Genomic DNA, 16,636 nt, shown 5'->3' with positions numbered 1-16,636 from the left:
CCGGCGGGGAGCCAGAACATAGCCCCCACCCCCACCCCCAGTCGCCACGGAGGTATCTCCCTCCTCCGTGGCGGCGCTTTTGTGCGTAGGCGAGAAGGGTTCGCCACGAAACCGGCCCATCTACTACGTTTAGCCCCTTACCCCCAACCATGCCAAAAAACGCGAAAACAAAACCGCAGGTAGAACGCCTGCGGTTTTGTTCAAAACGAAGGTATGGTCAGGGGTATCGAGTCAAACGTAGTAGATGGGCCGATTTCGTGGCGAGCGGTTCCGGCTGATCCCTTGGGGATGGAGGAAAACGGATCATTTTGGTCCCGCGAGGCTGGCGGAGACACTCGTGCAGGGCCGCCCGAACAAAACTATGCCGGTTTACTACGATGAATCCGAGATTCCTGACCACACCCGCATTTTTGCAAATATCGCAAGTGTTCTACCTGCGGTTTTGTAAGTGCGCAATTTACCGTGGTCGAAGGCGGGCGATTCATCGTAGTAAACCGGCATAGTTTTGAAATGGCATTAAATCGGTAGCAGCCATTTTGCTATGCCGGGGCGGTCGGCCGTTGGGTAATTACCCTCGCAGATAGGCGATGGCGATTTGGGTGCGGTTGCGCAGGCCCATTTTGGCAAGGATCGAGCTGATGTGGTTGCGTACGGTGCCTTCGCCCATGTAGGCGGTGGCGGCAATCTCCTTGTTGTCGAGGCCACGGGCGATGAGCTCTGCGACTTCGAACTCGCGGTCGGTCAGGCCGGCAAAGGCTGCGGGCCGGCGGGGCGTGCCCGCCTCGACGCCCGTTCCGTCAAAATCGATGTCCTCGATCGCCTTGCCCTCGAGCACGCGTTTGCCATCCATGACCTGTGCCAACGCCGGCGGAATGGCGGCGACATCGGTCTTGATCAGGTAGCCGCGGGCGCCCAGTTTAAGCGCCGACACAATGTACTCGTCATCCGAGAATGTCGTCAGAAACACCACGCGCGCCGTGGGGTCGCGCTCAAGGATTTCGCGTGCCGCCGAAAGGCCGTCGCGTCCCGGCATCTGAATGTCGAGCAGCGCGATGTCGGGCGCGTGCTCGCTGTAGAGCGCGACCGCCTCGTCGCCATTGGCGCCGGTGCCCACCACTTCGATCTGCGGCTGGGCGCCCAGGATAATCTTGAGCGAATCGACCACTAAGCGGTCGTCGTCGACAACGATGAGCCTCATCGGTCCTCATCTCCTTGCTGTTTGGGAACGGTGGCAAACACGCGCCAGCCGCCGGCGCTGGCACGCGGGCCGGCGGTGAAGGTGCCGCCAAGCGCCTCGATGCGCTCGCGCATGGAAGCGAGCCCCATGCCCTCCGCAGCGCCGCGGCCGCTTGCTTGGACCCCGCCCGCGCCATCGTCGGTAACGACAAGCTGGTAAAACGACGGATGTTCCATGCATCGTACGGTGACGGTCTGGGCGCAAGCGTGGCGCATGGTATTGGAGAGTGCCTCGCGCAGGACCGCTGCAAAGCAGTTGGCGACATTTGCGGGCGCATGCTCGGCCAAAACTTCAAGCTCAATCTGCGGGCCGCCGTCCGAGCGTGTGCCTTCGACAATGCGTTCGAGCTGCACGGAAAGGTCGACGGCGTTGTCGTTGAGCGCGTGGACGCTGGTGCGCACAAGCTGGAGCGCCTCGTCAACCGTGCGTTTAACGTCGGCGAAATCGGCGGCGACGCCAGGCTCGTCGGCGTGGACCACGCGTAGGGCTTCGGCCTGCAGTGAGGCGCGCGTGAGCTGGTGCCCGACGTTATCGTGGATCTCGCGCGCGATGCGGGCGCGTTCGGCGAGCGTCGCGAGCTCGACTTCGTAGTCCTGGCGATCGGCAAGATCGCGGTTGCGCGCCTCGAGCGCGAGGGCTCGTTCCTGCAGCTCGTCGCGGGTGCGGCGCATGCGCCGCTGCTCGCGCTCCAACTGGGCGGTGCGTAGCGATAGCAAGGTGGCGGCAACCGAAAGGATGGCGGTTAACAGCAGCGTTCGGGTGGTGAGCACGCCACCACGAAGGTCCGCGACAAGCGCGCAGACAAACACGGCGCCAATCGCCAGCGCGGGCCAGATTCGTTCACGGCGAACGCGTCGCGCGATGTCATAGAGAGCGAGAGGCGCAAACGGCACAAACGGCGGCACGAAGACAGCCGCGATGATGCAGGCGTAGCTCGCGGCCTCGCTCACACGGCGGGCGCGGTTTCCCTGTACGACCTCGGCCAGCGAGGTGGCAATAACGCCAAGGCAAAACGCCGCGACCAGGCGAGCGTCCACAGCAAGACCCATGGCGGCCGCAATACAGCACGCCAGCACGATCGATTTGTCGAAAAGCCTGTTCATACGGGTATTGTACGCGAAGCCGCGCGTGGTGGAGGGACCGCCTGCGCAACCGTGACATTCCTCCCACGCGGCAAAGCAGGGACGTCGGCAGGCCGCACGGCCAAGCTCCGCACTCGTGACAAAGCTCACTGGTGCGCGCCGCTCGCTCCTGCGATGATGCAATCGTACCGGGCCGCAATCAACAGAAGGGCCGCCTCATGACAGACATCGTCCACGTCGAAAACCTCGTCAAGCGCTACGACGACCTTATCGCGCTCGACCACTTTAGCCTGAGCATCGCCCCCGGCGAGATCTTTGGCCTGCTGGGCCCCAACGGCTCGGGCAAGACCACGTCCATCAACTGCATTCTGCAGCTGCTCGCCTACGACAAAGGCACCATCGAGCTGTTCGGCGAGCCCATGACGCCCGCCCGCTACGACCTCAAGCGCCGCATCGGTGTGGTGCCGCAGCAGGTGGCGGTGTTTGACGAGCTTACGGTGCGCGAGAACATCGACTATTTCTGCAGCCTTTACGTCAACGACCGCAAGCGCCGCCGCGCGCTGGTGGACGAGGCGATCGACTTTGTCGGGCTGGGCGACTTTACCAAGTTTCGCCCCGGCAAGCTCTCGGGCGGCCTGGCGCGTCGCCTCAACATCGCCTGCGGTATCGCGCACAAGCCCGAGCTCATCTTCTTTGACGAGCCCACGGTGGCGGTCGACCCGCAGAGCCGCAACGCCATCCTGGAGGGCATCTGCCGCCTGCGCGACGAGGGCGCCACGGTGGTGTATACCAGCCATTACATGGAGGAAGTCGAGCAGATTTGCAGCCGCATCATGATCATGGACGGCGGACGTGTGCTGGCGCAGGGCACCAATGACGAGCTCAAACGCATGATTCAGATGGGCGAGCGCGTGACTGTCGAGGTCAGCGCCGTAGAGACCGCCACGGTCGAGCGGCTGCGCGCCCTCGAGCACGTGCTTTCGGTTGAGTTGTCCGGCGGCGAGCTCGTCTGCACCTGCGAAGCGAGCCCGCACAATTTGGTCGACATCCTCGACACGCTGCGCGCCGCCGATGTGGCGCTCGGCCGCGTGTGGAGCGAGCCGCCGACCCTCAACGACGTGTTCCTCGAGATCACCGGCCGCGAGCTGCGCGACTAGGGGGCAGCCATGTTCAACACCATTATCATCACGGTCAAAACGCTGCTGCGCCGGCCGAGCACGTGGGTCTGGGGCGCCCTCTTTCCCATCGCGCTTTCCACGATGTTCATGTTTATGTTTGCGAACCTGAGCTCCGACGGCACGGTCGACCCGGTGCCGGTTGCCGTCGTGGCGGACAAGGTCTGGGACGCTTCGACCTTTAAGGATGCGGCGGCTTCGCTTGCCAAGGAAGGCGACGACCAGCTGCTCGAGATCCACGAGCTCGACGACGCAGCCGATGCGAACCGTGCGCTCAAGGCCGGTGAGGTCGCGGGTATCTATACGGTCGACGCTGCGGGCACGCCCAAGCTCACACTGCTATCGAGCTACGACAGCTCGCGCGCATCATCGGTGCTCACCGATCGCAGCATCCTGGAGACGGTGGCAAGCTCGTATACACAAAATGCCGAGCTCATGTCCCAGATTGCCCAGGACAACCCGGCGGCGCTCGCCGACCCCGAGGCGGTTGCGCGCGCCCTGTCGCTCGAGGGCGGCACCCGCCGCGTAAGCCTGACACGCACCACACCCGACGGCACGGTCATCTACTACTATGCGCTCTTTGGCCTGGTCGCGATGATGTCTGCCGAGTTTGCCGCCTTGAGCGTCATCGACCTGCAGCCCAATCTGTCGGGTCTTGGCGCGCGTCGCTGCGTGGGCGGTCTTTCCAAAACGGCGTCGCTGGCCGGTATCTTTGTGGGCTCGTGGCTGGTCTCCTTTGCCTCGATGGCGATCGCGATCGGCTACGTGCGTCTGGTCGTGGGCGTCGACTTTGGCGGGCGCGAGGGGCTGTGTTTGGTGGGCGGCGCCGCTTCCGCGCTTGCCGCCACGGGCCTGGGACTCTTTGTGGGCACGCTTCCCGTTAAGGGCGGCAAGGCGTCCAAGTCCGGCATCCTCACGGGCTTTGCTACCACGTGCGCCCTGTTCGCTGGCCTCTACGGCGAGCCGGCGATGGCGCTTGCCGACGACGTCGCCCGCGCCTGCCCGGCCGAGTGCTGGCTCAATCCCGTCAAGCTTATCTGCGACATGTTCAACCGCCTGTATTTCTTTGAGGACCTGGGACCTTTTGCCGTTCGCGCCGGCGCGCTGGTTCTTATGGCGCTGCTGTTCGTTGCCGCCGCCACGCTGATCTTTGGAAGGAGCCGCTATGAGCACCTTTAAGACCGCGCTTCGCATGGCGCTGGCACACCCGTTCTACCTGCTCATCTACACGGTGTTCATTTCGCTGATGGGCGTATTCATCGCGGCATCGGTGAGCTGGAACTCGTCGCAGCTCACCGAGTACAAGCCCTACGACGCCAACGTGATCGTGGTCGACCGCGATGGCAGTGATCTTTCACGTGCGCTCACCAAGCACCTAGGTTCGCGGTTTGACCTGGTCACGGGCGTCGGCGATGACACGTACGACCTTGCGGACGCGCTCTCCAAGAGCAACAGCGCCAAGGGCAGCGCCGACTGCGTGTTCTTTATCCCGGAGGGGTTCGAGGACGACCTGGTCGCGGCTGCCCGCGCGGGGGAGTCCCTGCCCAAGCTCGATGTGACCTACGGTGCCGGCACCATGGCGGCGGCGCTTTCGTCTGCCGAGGCTTCGCGCTGGATCTCGCTCGCGGGCGCTGCAGCCGCACTTGAGCCCACTGCCTCCAACGGCGACGTTGCCAAGGCCGCCGAACATGCCGCTGCAAAGCGCGCGGAGGTCCAGATCGAGCGGGTCAAGGTCGACTCGGCTGCTGCCGCCACGCTCGAGTCGTACTTCAACTTTGGCGCGTACGCGATTATCTCGTCGGTCATCGTGTCGGTGGGCTTGGTGTTTTCGGGTATGAACGAGCCCGAGCGCGTGCGCCGCATGGATGCCGGCCCAATCTCCGATCGCCAGCGTTCGCTTGCCGTGTTTGCGGCCGCCGCCGTGCTCACCGTCTGTATCTGGTTTGTGTCGAGCATGATGGGCGTCGTGGGCTTTGCCAGCGCGGTTGCCGAGGTCGGCGTGGGCCGCGTCTGCCTTGCGCTGGCGGCAACGTTTGCCCTAGCGCTGACGCCACTGGCCGTTGGCTTTACGCTGTCGAGCCTGGGCGCGCGCGAGGAGCTGCTCAACGGTGTGGGCAACCTGCTTGGCATGCTCATGACGTTTTTGGGTGGCGCCTGGATGCCGCTGTCGCTGATGGGCTCGGCCGTGCAGACCGTGGCGCACTTTGTGCCGACATATTGGGTGAACGACGCGATTGGTAAGGCGCTTGCCTCGGATTTGACGTCCGCCGTGCTGGGGGACATCGCCTGCGACCTGGGCGTCACCGTGCTCTTTGCCGCGGCCATCGCCGCCGTAGGCCTAGCCCTCGCACGCACCAAATCCCACGCCTAGCCACCTAGTCATCGGGTACTCATTGGGGACAGTCTTTGCCGAACCGCCGGCTTGCCAAGGACTGTCCCCAGCTGCCGGCAGAAAGGGAACGTCCCTAACTGCCGGGTGGCGAAAGAGTGTCCCCAACAGCTAGTCATTTAAGAACGTCCATTACAGTCGAAATTGTCAGCCCGGGACCGTCTCGGGCTACGATTGAGGCGCGCCCAGAACGGGCCGCCGACCGGGCGCCCGCGCACGGCCGAACGTCCCTGCCCCCGAGAGGGCCAATTGGGTGCTGCCGGCGCGGGACGCGCCGCCCCCGACGGCTGATAGGAAAGTGCCGGGCAGGTGCCGCGGCTGGTAATGTGAGTGCCGAGGGGGAGGCCATCCGGTCGAACGACTACCGGAAGGATACCACCGTGAAAGCGCCATCCACCAGACCCGCGGCCGTGCTCGGCCTGGACGTCGGCAAGTCATCGCACTGGGCCTGCCTGATCGACCGCGACGGGGAGGTGCTGGCCAGCGCCCCCGTCCGCAACAGGGAGGCCGAGCTCGACGCGCTGTTCGCCTCCGCGCCCGCCGGCACGCTCGTCGTCGTCGACCAGTTCCGCAACATAGGGTCCCTCGCCGTGAGGCGGGCCCGCGCCGCGGGGCTCGGGGTCGCCTACCTGCCCGGGCTCGCCGCCAGCCGCGCCGCCGGCCTGTTCGCCGGCGAGGCCAAGACCGACGAGCGCGACGCCGCGGTGATCGCGCGGACCGCCCTGGGCGTGCCGGACTCCCTGTCGGGGATCCCGGGCCGCGGCGAGGCCCTCGAGGCCGCCCGCGCCCTCTCGTCGCAGCGCGACCACGTCGTCGCCTGCGCGACCAGGGACAAGAACCGCCTGCGCGCGGTGCTGCTCGAGTCCTGCCCGGCCCTCGAGGCCGCGGTCGACCTGTCGGACCGGCGGTGGCTGGAGCTGCTCGCCGGGTTCGGCGGGGCGTGGGGGATCGCCCGCTCCGGGGCCGGGGGCCCGCGGGCCGAGGCCGCCGGGGAGGCCGCGGCCGCCTCCACCGCGCCCCCGCCGGCGCTCGTCGAGGCCGAGAACAGGCAGGTCAGGTTCCTGGCCGCCCGGATATCGGAGGCCCTCGACGAGGCCGGGGCCCTCGAGGCCGAGACGGCGGCGCTGCTCGAAGGCGACGAGACCTACGCGTGCCTGCTCACCGTGCCCGGCATCGGCCCGAGGACCGCGGCGCAGCTCGCGGTGTCGGTCGATATCGGGAGGTTCCCGGACCACGACCACCTGGCCTCGTACTGCGGCATAGCCCCGAGGGTGAGGAGCTCCGGCACGTCGGTGAGGTCGGTCAGGGCGTCCAGGCGCGGCGACGCGAGGCTCAAGTCCCTGCTGATCTTCTCGTGCAACAGCCTGGTGAGGTCCTCGGGGCGCTACGGCGAGTACTACCGGGCCTGCAGGGCGCGGGGCATGGGGCACGGGCGGGCGCTCAAGGCCGTCGCGAGGAAGCGGCTCAGGGCGATATACGCCGTGATGCGCGACCGGGTGCCCTACCGGGAGTAGCCCCGACGGTTGACAAAACTATAGGAACACCCAATGACTAGTCTGAAATAAAATCCAGGCCACGCTCCAAAATAGTTCGCCATGGTTTACTATTACGCTCATAAAGTAGTACGAGGCTAACAACGGGGGATACCATGGCAACGCAGGAAGCCTATGTCCAGGTTAAGGATCTCAAAAAGCATTACGGCGACGGTGATGCACGCCTGACGGTACTCGATGGCATCGACGCGTCCATCAACCGCGGGGAGATCTGCGTCATGCTGGGGCCCTCGGGCTCGGGTAAGTCGACCTTTCTCAACCTGATCGGCGGCCTGGAGGATGCCGACGCCGGCTCCATCATGGTGGACGGCTGCGACCTCACGGTGCTCAAGCCCGCCGACCTGGGTGAGTACCGCCGCCGCGAGCTGGGCTTTGTCTTTCAGTTCTACAACCTGGTGCCCGACCTCACCATCAAGGAAAACATTGAGGTCACGGCGCACCTGTCCAAAAACCCGCTCAATGTCGACGACCTGCTGCGTTCGCTGGGCCTCTACGAGCACCGCAACAAGTTCCCGCGTCAGGTTTCGGGCGGCCAACAGCAGCGCTGCGCCATCGGCCGTGCGCTCGTCAAGAACCCGGGTCTGTTGCTGTGCGACGAGCCCACGGGCGCGCTCGACTACAAGACGTCCAAGGAAATCCTGCAGCTCATGGAGGATGTCAATCACGAGTACGGCTGCACCATCATCATCGTCACGCACAACGCCGCCATCGCCCGCATGGCCAATCGCGTGCTGCGCCTGCGCGACGGGCGCATCGTCGAGGATGAGCTCAACGAGTCGCCCGTCGCAGCCGCCGAGCTCGATTGGTAGGCGGCGCCATGACACCTCTCGCAAAACGTCTCCCGCGCGAGCTGCGCCGCAATATCGGCAAGTACCTGGGCATCTTTCTTCTTATGTGCGGAAGCATCGCTCTCACCTCGGGCTTTTTGCTCGCAGCGCATTCTATCGGTTGCCTTATCGATGACATGCGCGATGCGTACACGATTGAGGACGGCCGCGTGACCACCTCCTTCGAGGCTACCGACGATCAACTCAAGGCCGCCGAGGATGCAGCCGGCGACGTCGGCGGCGTCACGCTCTACAAGAATTTCTCCATCGACGCCATCATCAAAAAGACCGCTGGCGACGACGGCACCAAGCGCACGCTGCGCACCTATGCGCACCGCACCAAGGTCGATATCGCGTCCTACTGTGAGGGCAAGGAGCCCAAAACGGACGATGAAGTGGCGATCGACCGTGTCTTCGCCACCAATAACAACCTGTCCGTGGGCGATAAGGTCGAGCTTGAGGGCCGCACCTACACCATCTGCGGCATCATGACCCAGCCCGATAGCCAGGCGCTGTTCCTCAACAATTCGGACTTTACGGTGAACACCATCACTTATGGCGTGGCCGAGGTCACCGATGCCGGCTTTGCCGCGCTCGAGGATGCCGGCGGCGCGCCCGCCTACACCTACTCCTTTACCTTTGCCGATCGCGACCTCCCCACCGCGGATCGCATCGATGCGGAGCAGGATATGGTCGAGGCGCTGACCGACGCCGATGCGCGCGTGGACGATCTGATCGATGCCGATTCCAACCAGGGCATTGGCTATGCGCGCGACGACGTAGACGGCGACTCCATGATGTGGATGACGCTGCTCGACATCATCATCGTGATCATGGCGTTCGTCTTTGTGGTCCTTACCGACGCCACCATCGAGGAGGAGAGCGCCATCATCGGCACGCTGCTCGCCAGCGGCTATCGTCGACGCGAGATCGTCCTGCACTACCTTGCGCTTCCCGCTACCGTGGGCGTGATCGCGGCGCTTTTGGGCACCGCGCTCGGCGTTGTGTTCTTTACCGAGCCCATGCGCAGCCTCTATTACGGTTCGTACAGCCTGCCTCCCTTCCAGGTGTACTGGAGCTGGGGGATCTTTGTGAAGTGCGCCGTGGTTCCCGCCGCTGCGCTCATTCTCATCACGCTGGTGGGCCTGCTTCGCAAGATGGACAAGACGCCGTTGCAGTTCCTTCGTCACGAGGCGAGCGGCAAATCTGGCACCAAGCGCGGCCTGCAGCTGCCGGAGCGCGTGGGTTTTGTTTCGCGCTTCCGCCTGCGTATTTTCCTGCGCAACCTGGGCAACTTCGCCACGCTCTTCGTAGGTATTGCGTTTGCGTCGCTGCTGCTGCTCTTTGGCCTGGCGATTCTGCCCACGATGACGCACTACGCGGATAACCTCGAGACGAGCCTGGTCGCCGAGTACCAGTACACGCTCAAGGCGCCGCTGGAGCTTGAGGGCACCGCCGAGGAACGTGAGCAGTGGTCGGCACTCGAGCGCTTGCAGTCGGTGGACGGCGCGCTGCTTTCCGCCGCTCAGGATGCCGATGACGAGCTTGACGACGCGGCCGATGCGGCGCAGGCGGCAGCCGATGCCGCGACCGCATCTCCGTCTGCCGAGAGCCTGACCGCAGTGCAGGATGCGCTTGCCAAGGTCCAGGACAAGAAGGATGCGCTTTATGCGCGCCTCGATGACCTTGCCGACGCTCTCGGCTGCGACCGCGATGAGACTATCGACCTGATCGGCAAGGCCTCTAAGATCGACACTGACAACGACGATATCCACCCGGTCAATACGACCGATAACGGCGCGGGCGCAATCGCACAGGCCGAGAAATACGCCGTTTACCAGCTGCAATACGACCGCGGCGATGGAAATGGCGAGGAGACGATTTCCGTCTACGGCATTTCAACCGATTCGTGCTATTGGAAAGGCCTCAACGTCGGCGACGGACACGTCGTCTTTGGCGGCGGCCTGCTCGACAAGTTTGGCTGGAGCGAGGGCCAGAAGGTCACGCTCGGCGACAAGTATGAGGGCGAGAATTATTCCCTTGAGTATGCGGGCAAGGACTGTGCCTGGGGCTCCAAGTCGGACATGAATATCTATATGAGTATCGATGACTTTAACGAGCTCTTTGGCAACGATGCGGCCTACTTTAACGGCTATGTGAGCGACGAGAAGCTCAACCTCGATGCTCGTTACTTTGCCGGCGACACCACGCCCGACGACATGCGTGCCGTGGGCGACCAGTTCATCGGCATGATGAGCAAAATGATCGGCATGATGGTCGGGCTCGCGGTGTTCATCTTTCTGCTGTTTATGTACCTGCTGACCAAGGCTGTGATCGACCACAGCGCCCGTTCGATTAGCTACATGAAGGTCTTTGGCTATCGCGATGGCGAGATCTCGCATCTGTACATCCGCTCGATCACGCTGTGCGTGGCGGCGTCGCTCGTGCTGAGCCTGCCCGTGATCATCGGCTCGCTCACGGCCATCTTCCGCTCGATGCTGCTCGCCTACAACGGCAATATCGAGATCTACGTGCCCGCTTGGTCCATGGCGGCGTGCGCAGGAATCGGCTTTGCGACCTACCTGGTCGTGGCGCTGCTGCACACGCGCTCCATCAAGCGCGTCAGTCTGGCCGAAGCCCTCAAAGTCCAAGAGTAGTCATTTAAGAACGTTCCCAACGACTAGGTGTCGTACTTGACTTTAACTCTGCTTTAACTGGTACCATCCTCTATGTCTGTAACGCCATATAGACCGAGGGGATATATCTATGACCGCAACTGCACCCGCAGCACCCGCTAAGGTGTACTTCACCAACCTGCGCACGCATGCTCGCGAGAGCCAGCTCGACAAGCTCAAGCGCCTCATCCGTCACGCCGGTATTGAGCAGATCGACTTTGAGAACAAGTTCGTCGCCATTAAGATTCACTTTGGCGAGCTGGGCAACCTGAGCTTTTTGCGCCCCAACTACGCTCGCGCCGTCGCCGACGTGGTGAAGGAGCTGGGCGGCAAGCCCTTCCTCACCGACTGCAACACGCTCTATGTCGGTAGCCGCAAAAACGCGCTCGAGCACATCGACACCGCCTACCAGAACGGCTTTACCCCGTATGCCACGGGTTGCCAGATCATCATCGCCGACGGCCTCAAGGGCACCGACGAGGCGCTCGTCCCGGTCGAGGGCGGCGAGTACGTGCACGAGGCCAAGATCGGTCAGGCGCTCATGGACGCCGATATCGTGATCAGCCTCACCCACTTTAAGGGCCATGAGCAGGCCGGCTTTGGCGGTGCCATGAAGAACCTGGGCATGGGAGGCGGTAGCCGTGCCGGCAAGATGGAGCAGCATGCCGCCGGCAAGCCGAACGTCGCGACCGAGCACTGCGTTGGCTGCCATGCCTGCGAAAAGATCTGTGCGCACAACGCCATCTCGTTTGACGATACCCGCGAGCGCGAGCTTGCCAACGGCAACACTCGCACGGTGCACGTGGCTGCCATCGACCACGATCGCTGCGTGGGCTGCGGACGCTGCATTGCGGCATGCAACCAGGACTGCATCAAGCCCGGCTATGAGGCCGCGGCCGACGTGCTCAACTGCAAGATCGCCGAGTATACGAAGGCCGTCGTCGACGGCCGCCCGAGCTTCCACATCTCGCTTGCCATGGACATCAGCCCCAACTGCGATTGCCATCCCGAAAACGACACGCCTATCGTCAACGATATCGGCATGTTCGCGAGCTTCGACCCGGTCGCCATTGACCAGGCCTGCGCCGATGCCGTCATGGCATCCGAGCCGTTGCCCAACACCGAGCTCACCGATAGCGCGGCCAAGATGGAGCACAACCACGAGTATCTGGAGGGCGAGCAGGCCAAGGATCCCTTCTGCATCACGCATCCCGACACCGACTGGCGCGTGTGCATCGCGCACGCCGAGAAGATTGGCCTGGGCACGAGCGAGTATGAGCTCATCGAGGTCAAGTAGCGCCTAGCTATTGGACAAAATAAGCGCCTTTGTAGCGTTAGTTGAGCAAAAGCCGCCCGTGAGCACAGCGCTCACGGGCGGCTTTTTGGAAGTGCGGCGAAAAATCGAATCCCGCCGACCACAAACCGTTTTTTGGCAACAAAACCCCAGACGTTGCTTTTTGCCTAAAAATACTCGTCGAGGAAGTTGTCGACCGTGTTCCAGTAGAGTTCGGGGTCGACCTGCGCGCTCTTGGCGTGGGTGGCGCCATGGATAGTGAGCTTTTGCTTGACCTTGCTGGCGCACGCGTCGTAGTTTTGGTCGAGCATGCTGTACGGCACAAAAGTGTCCTGGTCGCCGTGGATAAACAGCATGGGAACCGTCGCGTGTTTGAGTTGCTCCACGCTGCTCGCCTTATGAAAGTCGTAGCCCGCGCGCACGTTGCATACCAAGTTTGCTACATCGAGCAAGGGAAAGCTGGGCAAGCCGAACACGTTCTTGAGCTGCAGAGAAAACTCGTCCCAAACACTCGTATAACCGCAGTCCTCGATAATGCATTTCACGTTTGCGGGCAGAGGTTCCCCCGCGACGTTTATGGCGGTTGCCGCACCCATCGACTCGCCAAAGACCAGGATGCGTGCCTCGGGGTCAGCCTGAACGATTTGCTCGATCCATGCGACGACATCGAGCCGCTCGGGCCAGCCCATGCCGATATAGTCGCCGCCGGAGCGCTCGTGGGCGCGCGCGGCGGGCGCGAGTACGTTCATGCCGCGGTCGTGGAATCGCTTGACGTATCGGGCCATACCGATGGGCTCGTTGGTATATCCATGCAGGCAGACGGCGTAGTCGTGCGTGCTCTCCGACGCAGCAAAATACCAGGCGGCAAGCTCGGTCCCGTCGTCCGCGGTGAGGCTCCTGCTCTCGCGGTTCTCTTTAAACCATGCCCGCGCCTCGGTATCCTCGGCATCCGGCTGCTCACCTTCTTTGTCGTTCTTGCTATCCTGCATCATCTTCATGGTGTATGGCGCGCGGGGATTCAGCGCGAAGTCAAACAGGAAGTTGCCGGCAAATCCGAGCAGCGCAACGACAACCACCAGTGCAACGACGCCGGCTATCTTGAGCTTTCGATGGGAACGTGCGTTTTGAGACATAAGAAGCTTTCCTATAAGATGTTAATACATCAACATTTAATGCAAGCGCATTATGGACGTTCGCCGTTGATGCGTCAACAGGCAAAGAATGGGTAAACAAAGGGTCACGTATGGTGCAAATTTCGCACGTACCTAGACGCTTTGATATAGTGTTGAGAACTCTTTACGTTGGAGGATGTAACCGGCATGTCCGATTCGAGCGACAGTTCTAAGCCGCGACCCAAGACCGCGGCCGTTCCACACTACACAGTGGGCGAGGAGATCATGAACTCCGTCACCCATGGTGTCGGCTGCCTGCTGGGTATCGCGGGCCTGGTGCTCCTGATCGTATTCGCCGCCCTGCGCGGCGGAGGCCCGGCCCATATGGCCGCGGCGATTGTCTATGGCGTCAGCATTATCCTCGAATACCTAGCCTCCACGCTCTACCACGCGATTCAGCCCGCGCGCGCCAAGCGCGTGTTTCGCATCATCGACCACAGCTGCATCTACCTGCTCATAGCCGGCAGCTATACGCCGTTTTGCCTCATCACGCTCGCAAACGACGGCGGCGCTGTGCTGTTCTTTGCCGTATGGGCCATCGCCATCATCGGCATCGCCCTCGAGTGCTTCCTACGCGAGCGCCAGCCGCATTGGGTAAGCGGCCTGGTCTATCTGCTGATGGGCTGGCTCGTTGTCTTTAAGCTGCCCGAGCTCGTGGCGCTGCTCAACCCCGTGGCACTTGCCCTGCTCGCCGTCGGCGGCGTGTGCTACACCGCGGGCGTGCCGTTCTATATCGCCAAAAACGTGCGCTATCTGCACAGCGTGTTTCACCTGTGGGTGCTCGCCGGCAGCATCTTCCAGTTCATGGCGGTGATCCTCTTCGTAATCTAGCGACCACGCCAGCGCCCGTGCCCCCGCTCGGTCGCCAGTGCAATTGCCGTATCCGCCACCAACGTTTTAATCCGACGTCCCGAATCTTGGAGGTTCGAGAAACTCCCGATGGACATAACCATCTCCCTTATCACCACCCTCGTTTTGACCCTCATCAACGGCTACTTCTCTATGTCCGAGATGGCGCTCACCACGGCCAAGCGCGCCGTGCTGGAGCACGAGGCCGAGGAAGGCGACAAGCGCGCCGAGCGTGCCATTAAGCTGGCTGCCGACTCCGACCAGCTGCTCGCCACCATCCAGGTCGCCATCACGCTCGTGGGCTTCGCCTCGTCCGCCGTCGCCTCGACGAGTCTGTCCGACCCGCTCGCCACGTGGCTCATGAGCTTTGGCATCGCGCCGCTCTCCGCCATCGCGCGCGGCCTGGCGCCGGTCATCATCACCGTCGCGGTCGCCTTCGTGTCCATTGTGATCGGCGAGCTTGTGCCCAAGCGCATCGGCCTGGCCAACGCCGAAGGCGTGTCCAAGCAGGTTGTGGGGCCGTTGTCGTTTTTCCAAAAGATCGCCCGTCCGCTCGTGTGGCTAACTGGTGCTTGCTCCGATGGCCTGGCTCGTATCCTGCGCATCAAGAGTGCCGACGACCGCCAGAACGTCTCGGAAGAAGAGATCAAGTACATGGTCTCGGAGCAGGACGACCTGCTCGACGAGGAAAAGCGCATGATCCACGAGATCTTCGACCTGGGCGACACCGTTGCCCGCGAGGTCATGGTGCCGCGCGTGGACACCACCATGTGCGAGGACGACGAGACGGTCGCCGACGTGCTGTCCACCATGCGCCAGACCGGCTTTAGCCGCATCCCCGTCTATCACGAGGATCCCGACAACGTCGCCGGCATCGCGCACATCAAGGACCTGATTCAGCCCGCGCTCGACGGCAAGGGCGACCAGCCCATCGCCGGCTTTTTGCGCGACGCCACCTTTGTGCCCGACACCAAGGACATCCTGCCGCTGCTGTCCGAGATGCAGACCTCGCACGACCAGATCGTGGTGGTCGTGGACGAGTACGGCGGCACGGCCGGCATCATCACCATCGAGGACATCGTCGAGGAGATCGTCGGCGAGATCGAGGACGAGTTCGACCCCGACAACAAGTATCTCACGCGCCTTTCGCGCCGCGAGTGGCTTGTCGATGGGCGTTTTTCGTGCGATGACGCGATTGAGCTTGGTTGGCCGCTTGAGGAAAGCGATGATTATGAGACCATCGCCGGCTGGATTTTGGAGCTTTGTGACTCGGTGCCCGACATCGGAGAGGTGTTTGAGGTCGCGGGGTACAAGTTCAAGGTGCAGTCGATGCGTGGCCAGCGCATCTCGCTCATTCGCGTGATTGCTCCGGCCGAAACCGATAAGAAGGATTCCGAGTCTTCGGTAGACGAGCCGACGACGTCGGGTGCGGGTTCTGCGAATCCGCACGACGGCGACGAGTAGGACAAGGAAGAGTAGGGGAGAGTTATGGCAGGCCTGTTCAACATCCTTAAGGTCACCGTCAGCGAGGACAAGATCTGCGCGCACGTGCTGGTGAACCCCGGCATGCCGCTCATGACCTCGGAGGATATCGAGGCCACGGCGCGCGTGTACTACCTGGTGCCGGCGATTGCCAAGCACCTGTGCCTGGGTGATTCCGGTCGCGAGTTCCAGGACTGCATGGGCCAGACCGAGCTTTGCCACCTGCTGGAGCACGTGACGGTCGAGCTCATGAACGAGACCGGTCTTGCCGGTAGCATCTCGTGCGGCCGCACGCGCGTAAGCGAGCACGATGAGCGCGTCTTTGAGGTTGAGCTTTCGTGCCCCGACGACGCGCTGGCCATCGGCGCGCTGTCTTCGGCCACCTTTATGATGGACTGGGCCTATCTGCACGCCGACCAGCCTGCCCCTGACGTGGAAGGCACGGTCGCGGGCCTGCGCAACCTGGTATTGGGCATGCGCGCCGAGGCCGAGGGCAAGGATCCTCACGAGGCCGTCGCCGCTGCGAACGGCGAAGATGCTGCCGAGGACGAGGGCGCTGACGAGGGCGCTGACGAGGGCGATGCGCCGGTCGACGCCGGGCCCGTTTCCGATGCGACCGCCGAGCCCGTTCCCACCGAGCCCCAGGGTGTCCCCAACTTTGACGACGAGCCCCAGGTGGCGATTGATACCGAGGGCGCGGTTGCCGAGAACCACGAGGCTTCCGCTGCCGTCTTTGGCGGTGCGGCGACGGTTCCGGCAGGACCTGCGCATGAGGGCAGCCTGCCGCTCGTGGACGGCGCCGGCGAGGACCCGGGTGCCACGGCGGCCATGCCGGCTATGCCCCAGGAGTAGGCCTACGCGTTTATCACCATCACGTACCTGCGCCTTTGCCGTACGCAGA

At 63.1% G+C, this 16,636-nt stretch carries 13 protein-coding genes; 10 read left to right on the top strand and 3 right to left on the bottom strand.

The genetic code is table 11. From position 1 onward, the window contains the following. Positions 1-568: 568 nt before the first annotated feature. Together ACESWY_RS02120 and ACESWY_RS02115 are read right to left on the bottom strand one after the other, a co-directional pair. Positions 569-1,198: a response regulator gene (locus ACESWY_RS02120; RefSeq protein WP_373092739.1), complete on the bottom strand. Its 630-nt coding sequence runs from the start codon at positions 1,196-1,198 to the stop codon at positions 569-571. Then, a complete protein-coding gene (locus ACESWY_RS02115; RefSeq protein WP_373092741.1) occupies positions 1,195-2,340 on the bottom strand; it encodes a sensor histidine kinase in 1,146 nt (381 codons plus the stop codon). The genes ACESWY_RS02120 and ACESWY_RS02115 overlap by 4 nt, the downstream gene beginning before the upstream one ends. 197 nt (positions 2,341-2,537) lie before the next feature. Between ACESWY_RS02115 and ACESWY_RS02110 the strand changes: the two genes are divergently transcribed. The 7 genes from ACESWY_RS02110 to ACESWY_RS02080 all read left to right on the top strand — a co-directional run bounded on the left by ACESWY_RS02110 (position 2,538) and on the right by ACESWY_RS02080 (position 12,235). Then, positions 2,538-3,476 (top strand): ABC transporter ATP-binding protein, encoded by a 939-nt coding sequence (locus ACESWY_RS02110; protein ID WP_349071247.1) that lies wholly within the window; start codon positions 2,538-2,540, stop codon positions 3,474-3,476. Between the two features lie 9 nt (positions 3,477-3,485). Next, positions 3,486-4,673, top strand: a complete 1,188-nt coding sequence (locus ACESWY_RS02105; RefSeq protein WP_373092743.1) for an ABC transporter permease — start codon at positions 3,486-3,488, stop codon at positions 4,671-4,673. Then, positions 4,660-5,865 carry an ABC transporter permease gene (locus ACESWY_RS02100; RefSeq protein WP_373092745.1) on the top strand — a complete coding sequence of 402 codons (1,206 nt, stop codon included), beginning with the start codon at positions 4,660-4,662 and terminating at the stop codon, positions 5,863-5,865. Before ACESWY_RS02105 ends, ACESWY_RS02100 begins: the two co-directional genes overlap by 14 nt. Positions 5,866-6,209: 344 nt before the next feature. Continuing rightward, positions 6,210-7,397, top strand: coding sequence for an IS110 family RNA-guided transposase (locus ACESWY_RS02095; RefSeq protein WP_373092747.1), 1,188 nt, complete (start codon positions 6,210-6,212; stop codon positions 7,395-7,397). 134 nt (positions 7,398-7,531) lie between these two features. Beyond that, positions 7,532-8,245, top strand: a complete 714-nt coding sequence (locus tag ACESWY_RS02090) for an ABC transporter ATP-binding protein (protein ID WP_148332911.1) — start codon at positions 7,532-7,534, stop codon at positions 8,243-8,245. Positions 8,246-8,253: 8 nt separating this feature from the next. Then, positions 8,254-10,920, top strand: a complete 2,667-nt coding sequence (locus tag ACESWY_RS02085; protein ID WP_148332910.1) for an ABC transporter permease — start codon at positions 8,254-8,256, stop codon at positions 10,918-10,920. Between the two features lie 109 nt (positions 10,921-11,029). Then, on the top strand, positions 11,030-12,235 hold the full coding sequence (locus ACESWY_RS02080) for a DUF362 domain-containing protein (RefSeq protein WP_148332909.1): 1,206 nt from the start codon (positions 11,030-11,032) through the stop codon (positions 12,233-12,235). Positions 12,236-12,399: 164 nt separating this feature from the next. Here the strand turns inward: ACESWY_RS02080 and ACESWY_RS02075 are convergent, their stop codons facing one another. Next, a complete protein-coding gene (locus tag ACESWY_RS02075; RefSeq protein ID WP_373092750.1) occupies positions 12,400-13,365 on the bottom strand; it encodes an alpha/beta hydrolase in 966 nt (321 codons plus the stop codon). Between the two features lie 186 nt (positions 13,366-13,551). Here ACESWY_RS02075 and trhA point away from each other — a divergent pair, with 186 nt between their 5' ends. From trhA to ACESWY_RS02060, 3 genes are all read left to right on the top strand, one after another. After that, the gene (gene trhA / locus ACESWY_RS02070; RefSeq protein WP_172676303.1) at positions 13,552-14,235 is read left to right on the top strand and encodes a PAQR family membrane homeostasis protein TrhA; all 684 of its coding nucleotides are present in this window, start codon (positions 13,552-13,554) and stop codon (positions 14,233-14,235) included. A 108-nt stretch (positions 14,236-14,343) separates the two neighbouring features. Then, positions 14,344-15,717, top strand: coding sequence for a hemolysin family protein (locus ACESWY_RS02065; protein WP_055285343.1), 1,374 nt, complete (start codon positions 14,344-14,346; stop codon positions 15,715-15,717). Between the two features lie 24 nt (positions 15,718-15,741). Beyond that, positions 15,742-16,587 carry a cyanophycin synthetase family protein gene (locus ACESWY_RS02060; protein WP_373092753.1) on the top strand — a complete coding sequence of 282 codons (846 nt, stop codon included), beginning with the start codon at positions 15,742-15,744 and terminating at the stop codon, positions 16,585-16,587. The last annotated feature ends 49 nt before the right edge of the window (positions 16,588-16,636 follow it).

It is taken from the genome of Collinsella aerofaciens ATCC 25986 (assembly GCF_964237925.1).
GTDB lineage: Bacteria > Actinomycetota > Coriobacteriia > Coriobacteriales > Coriobacteriaceae > Collinsella > Collinsella aerofaciens_BJ.
The sequence above is the reverse complement of the archived record's forward strand: the minus strand, read 5'-3'. Positions and strand labels throughout refer to the sequence as shown.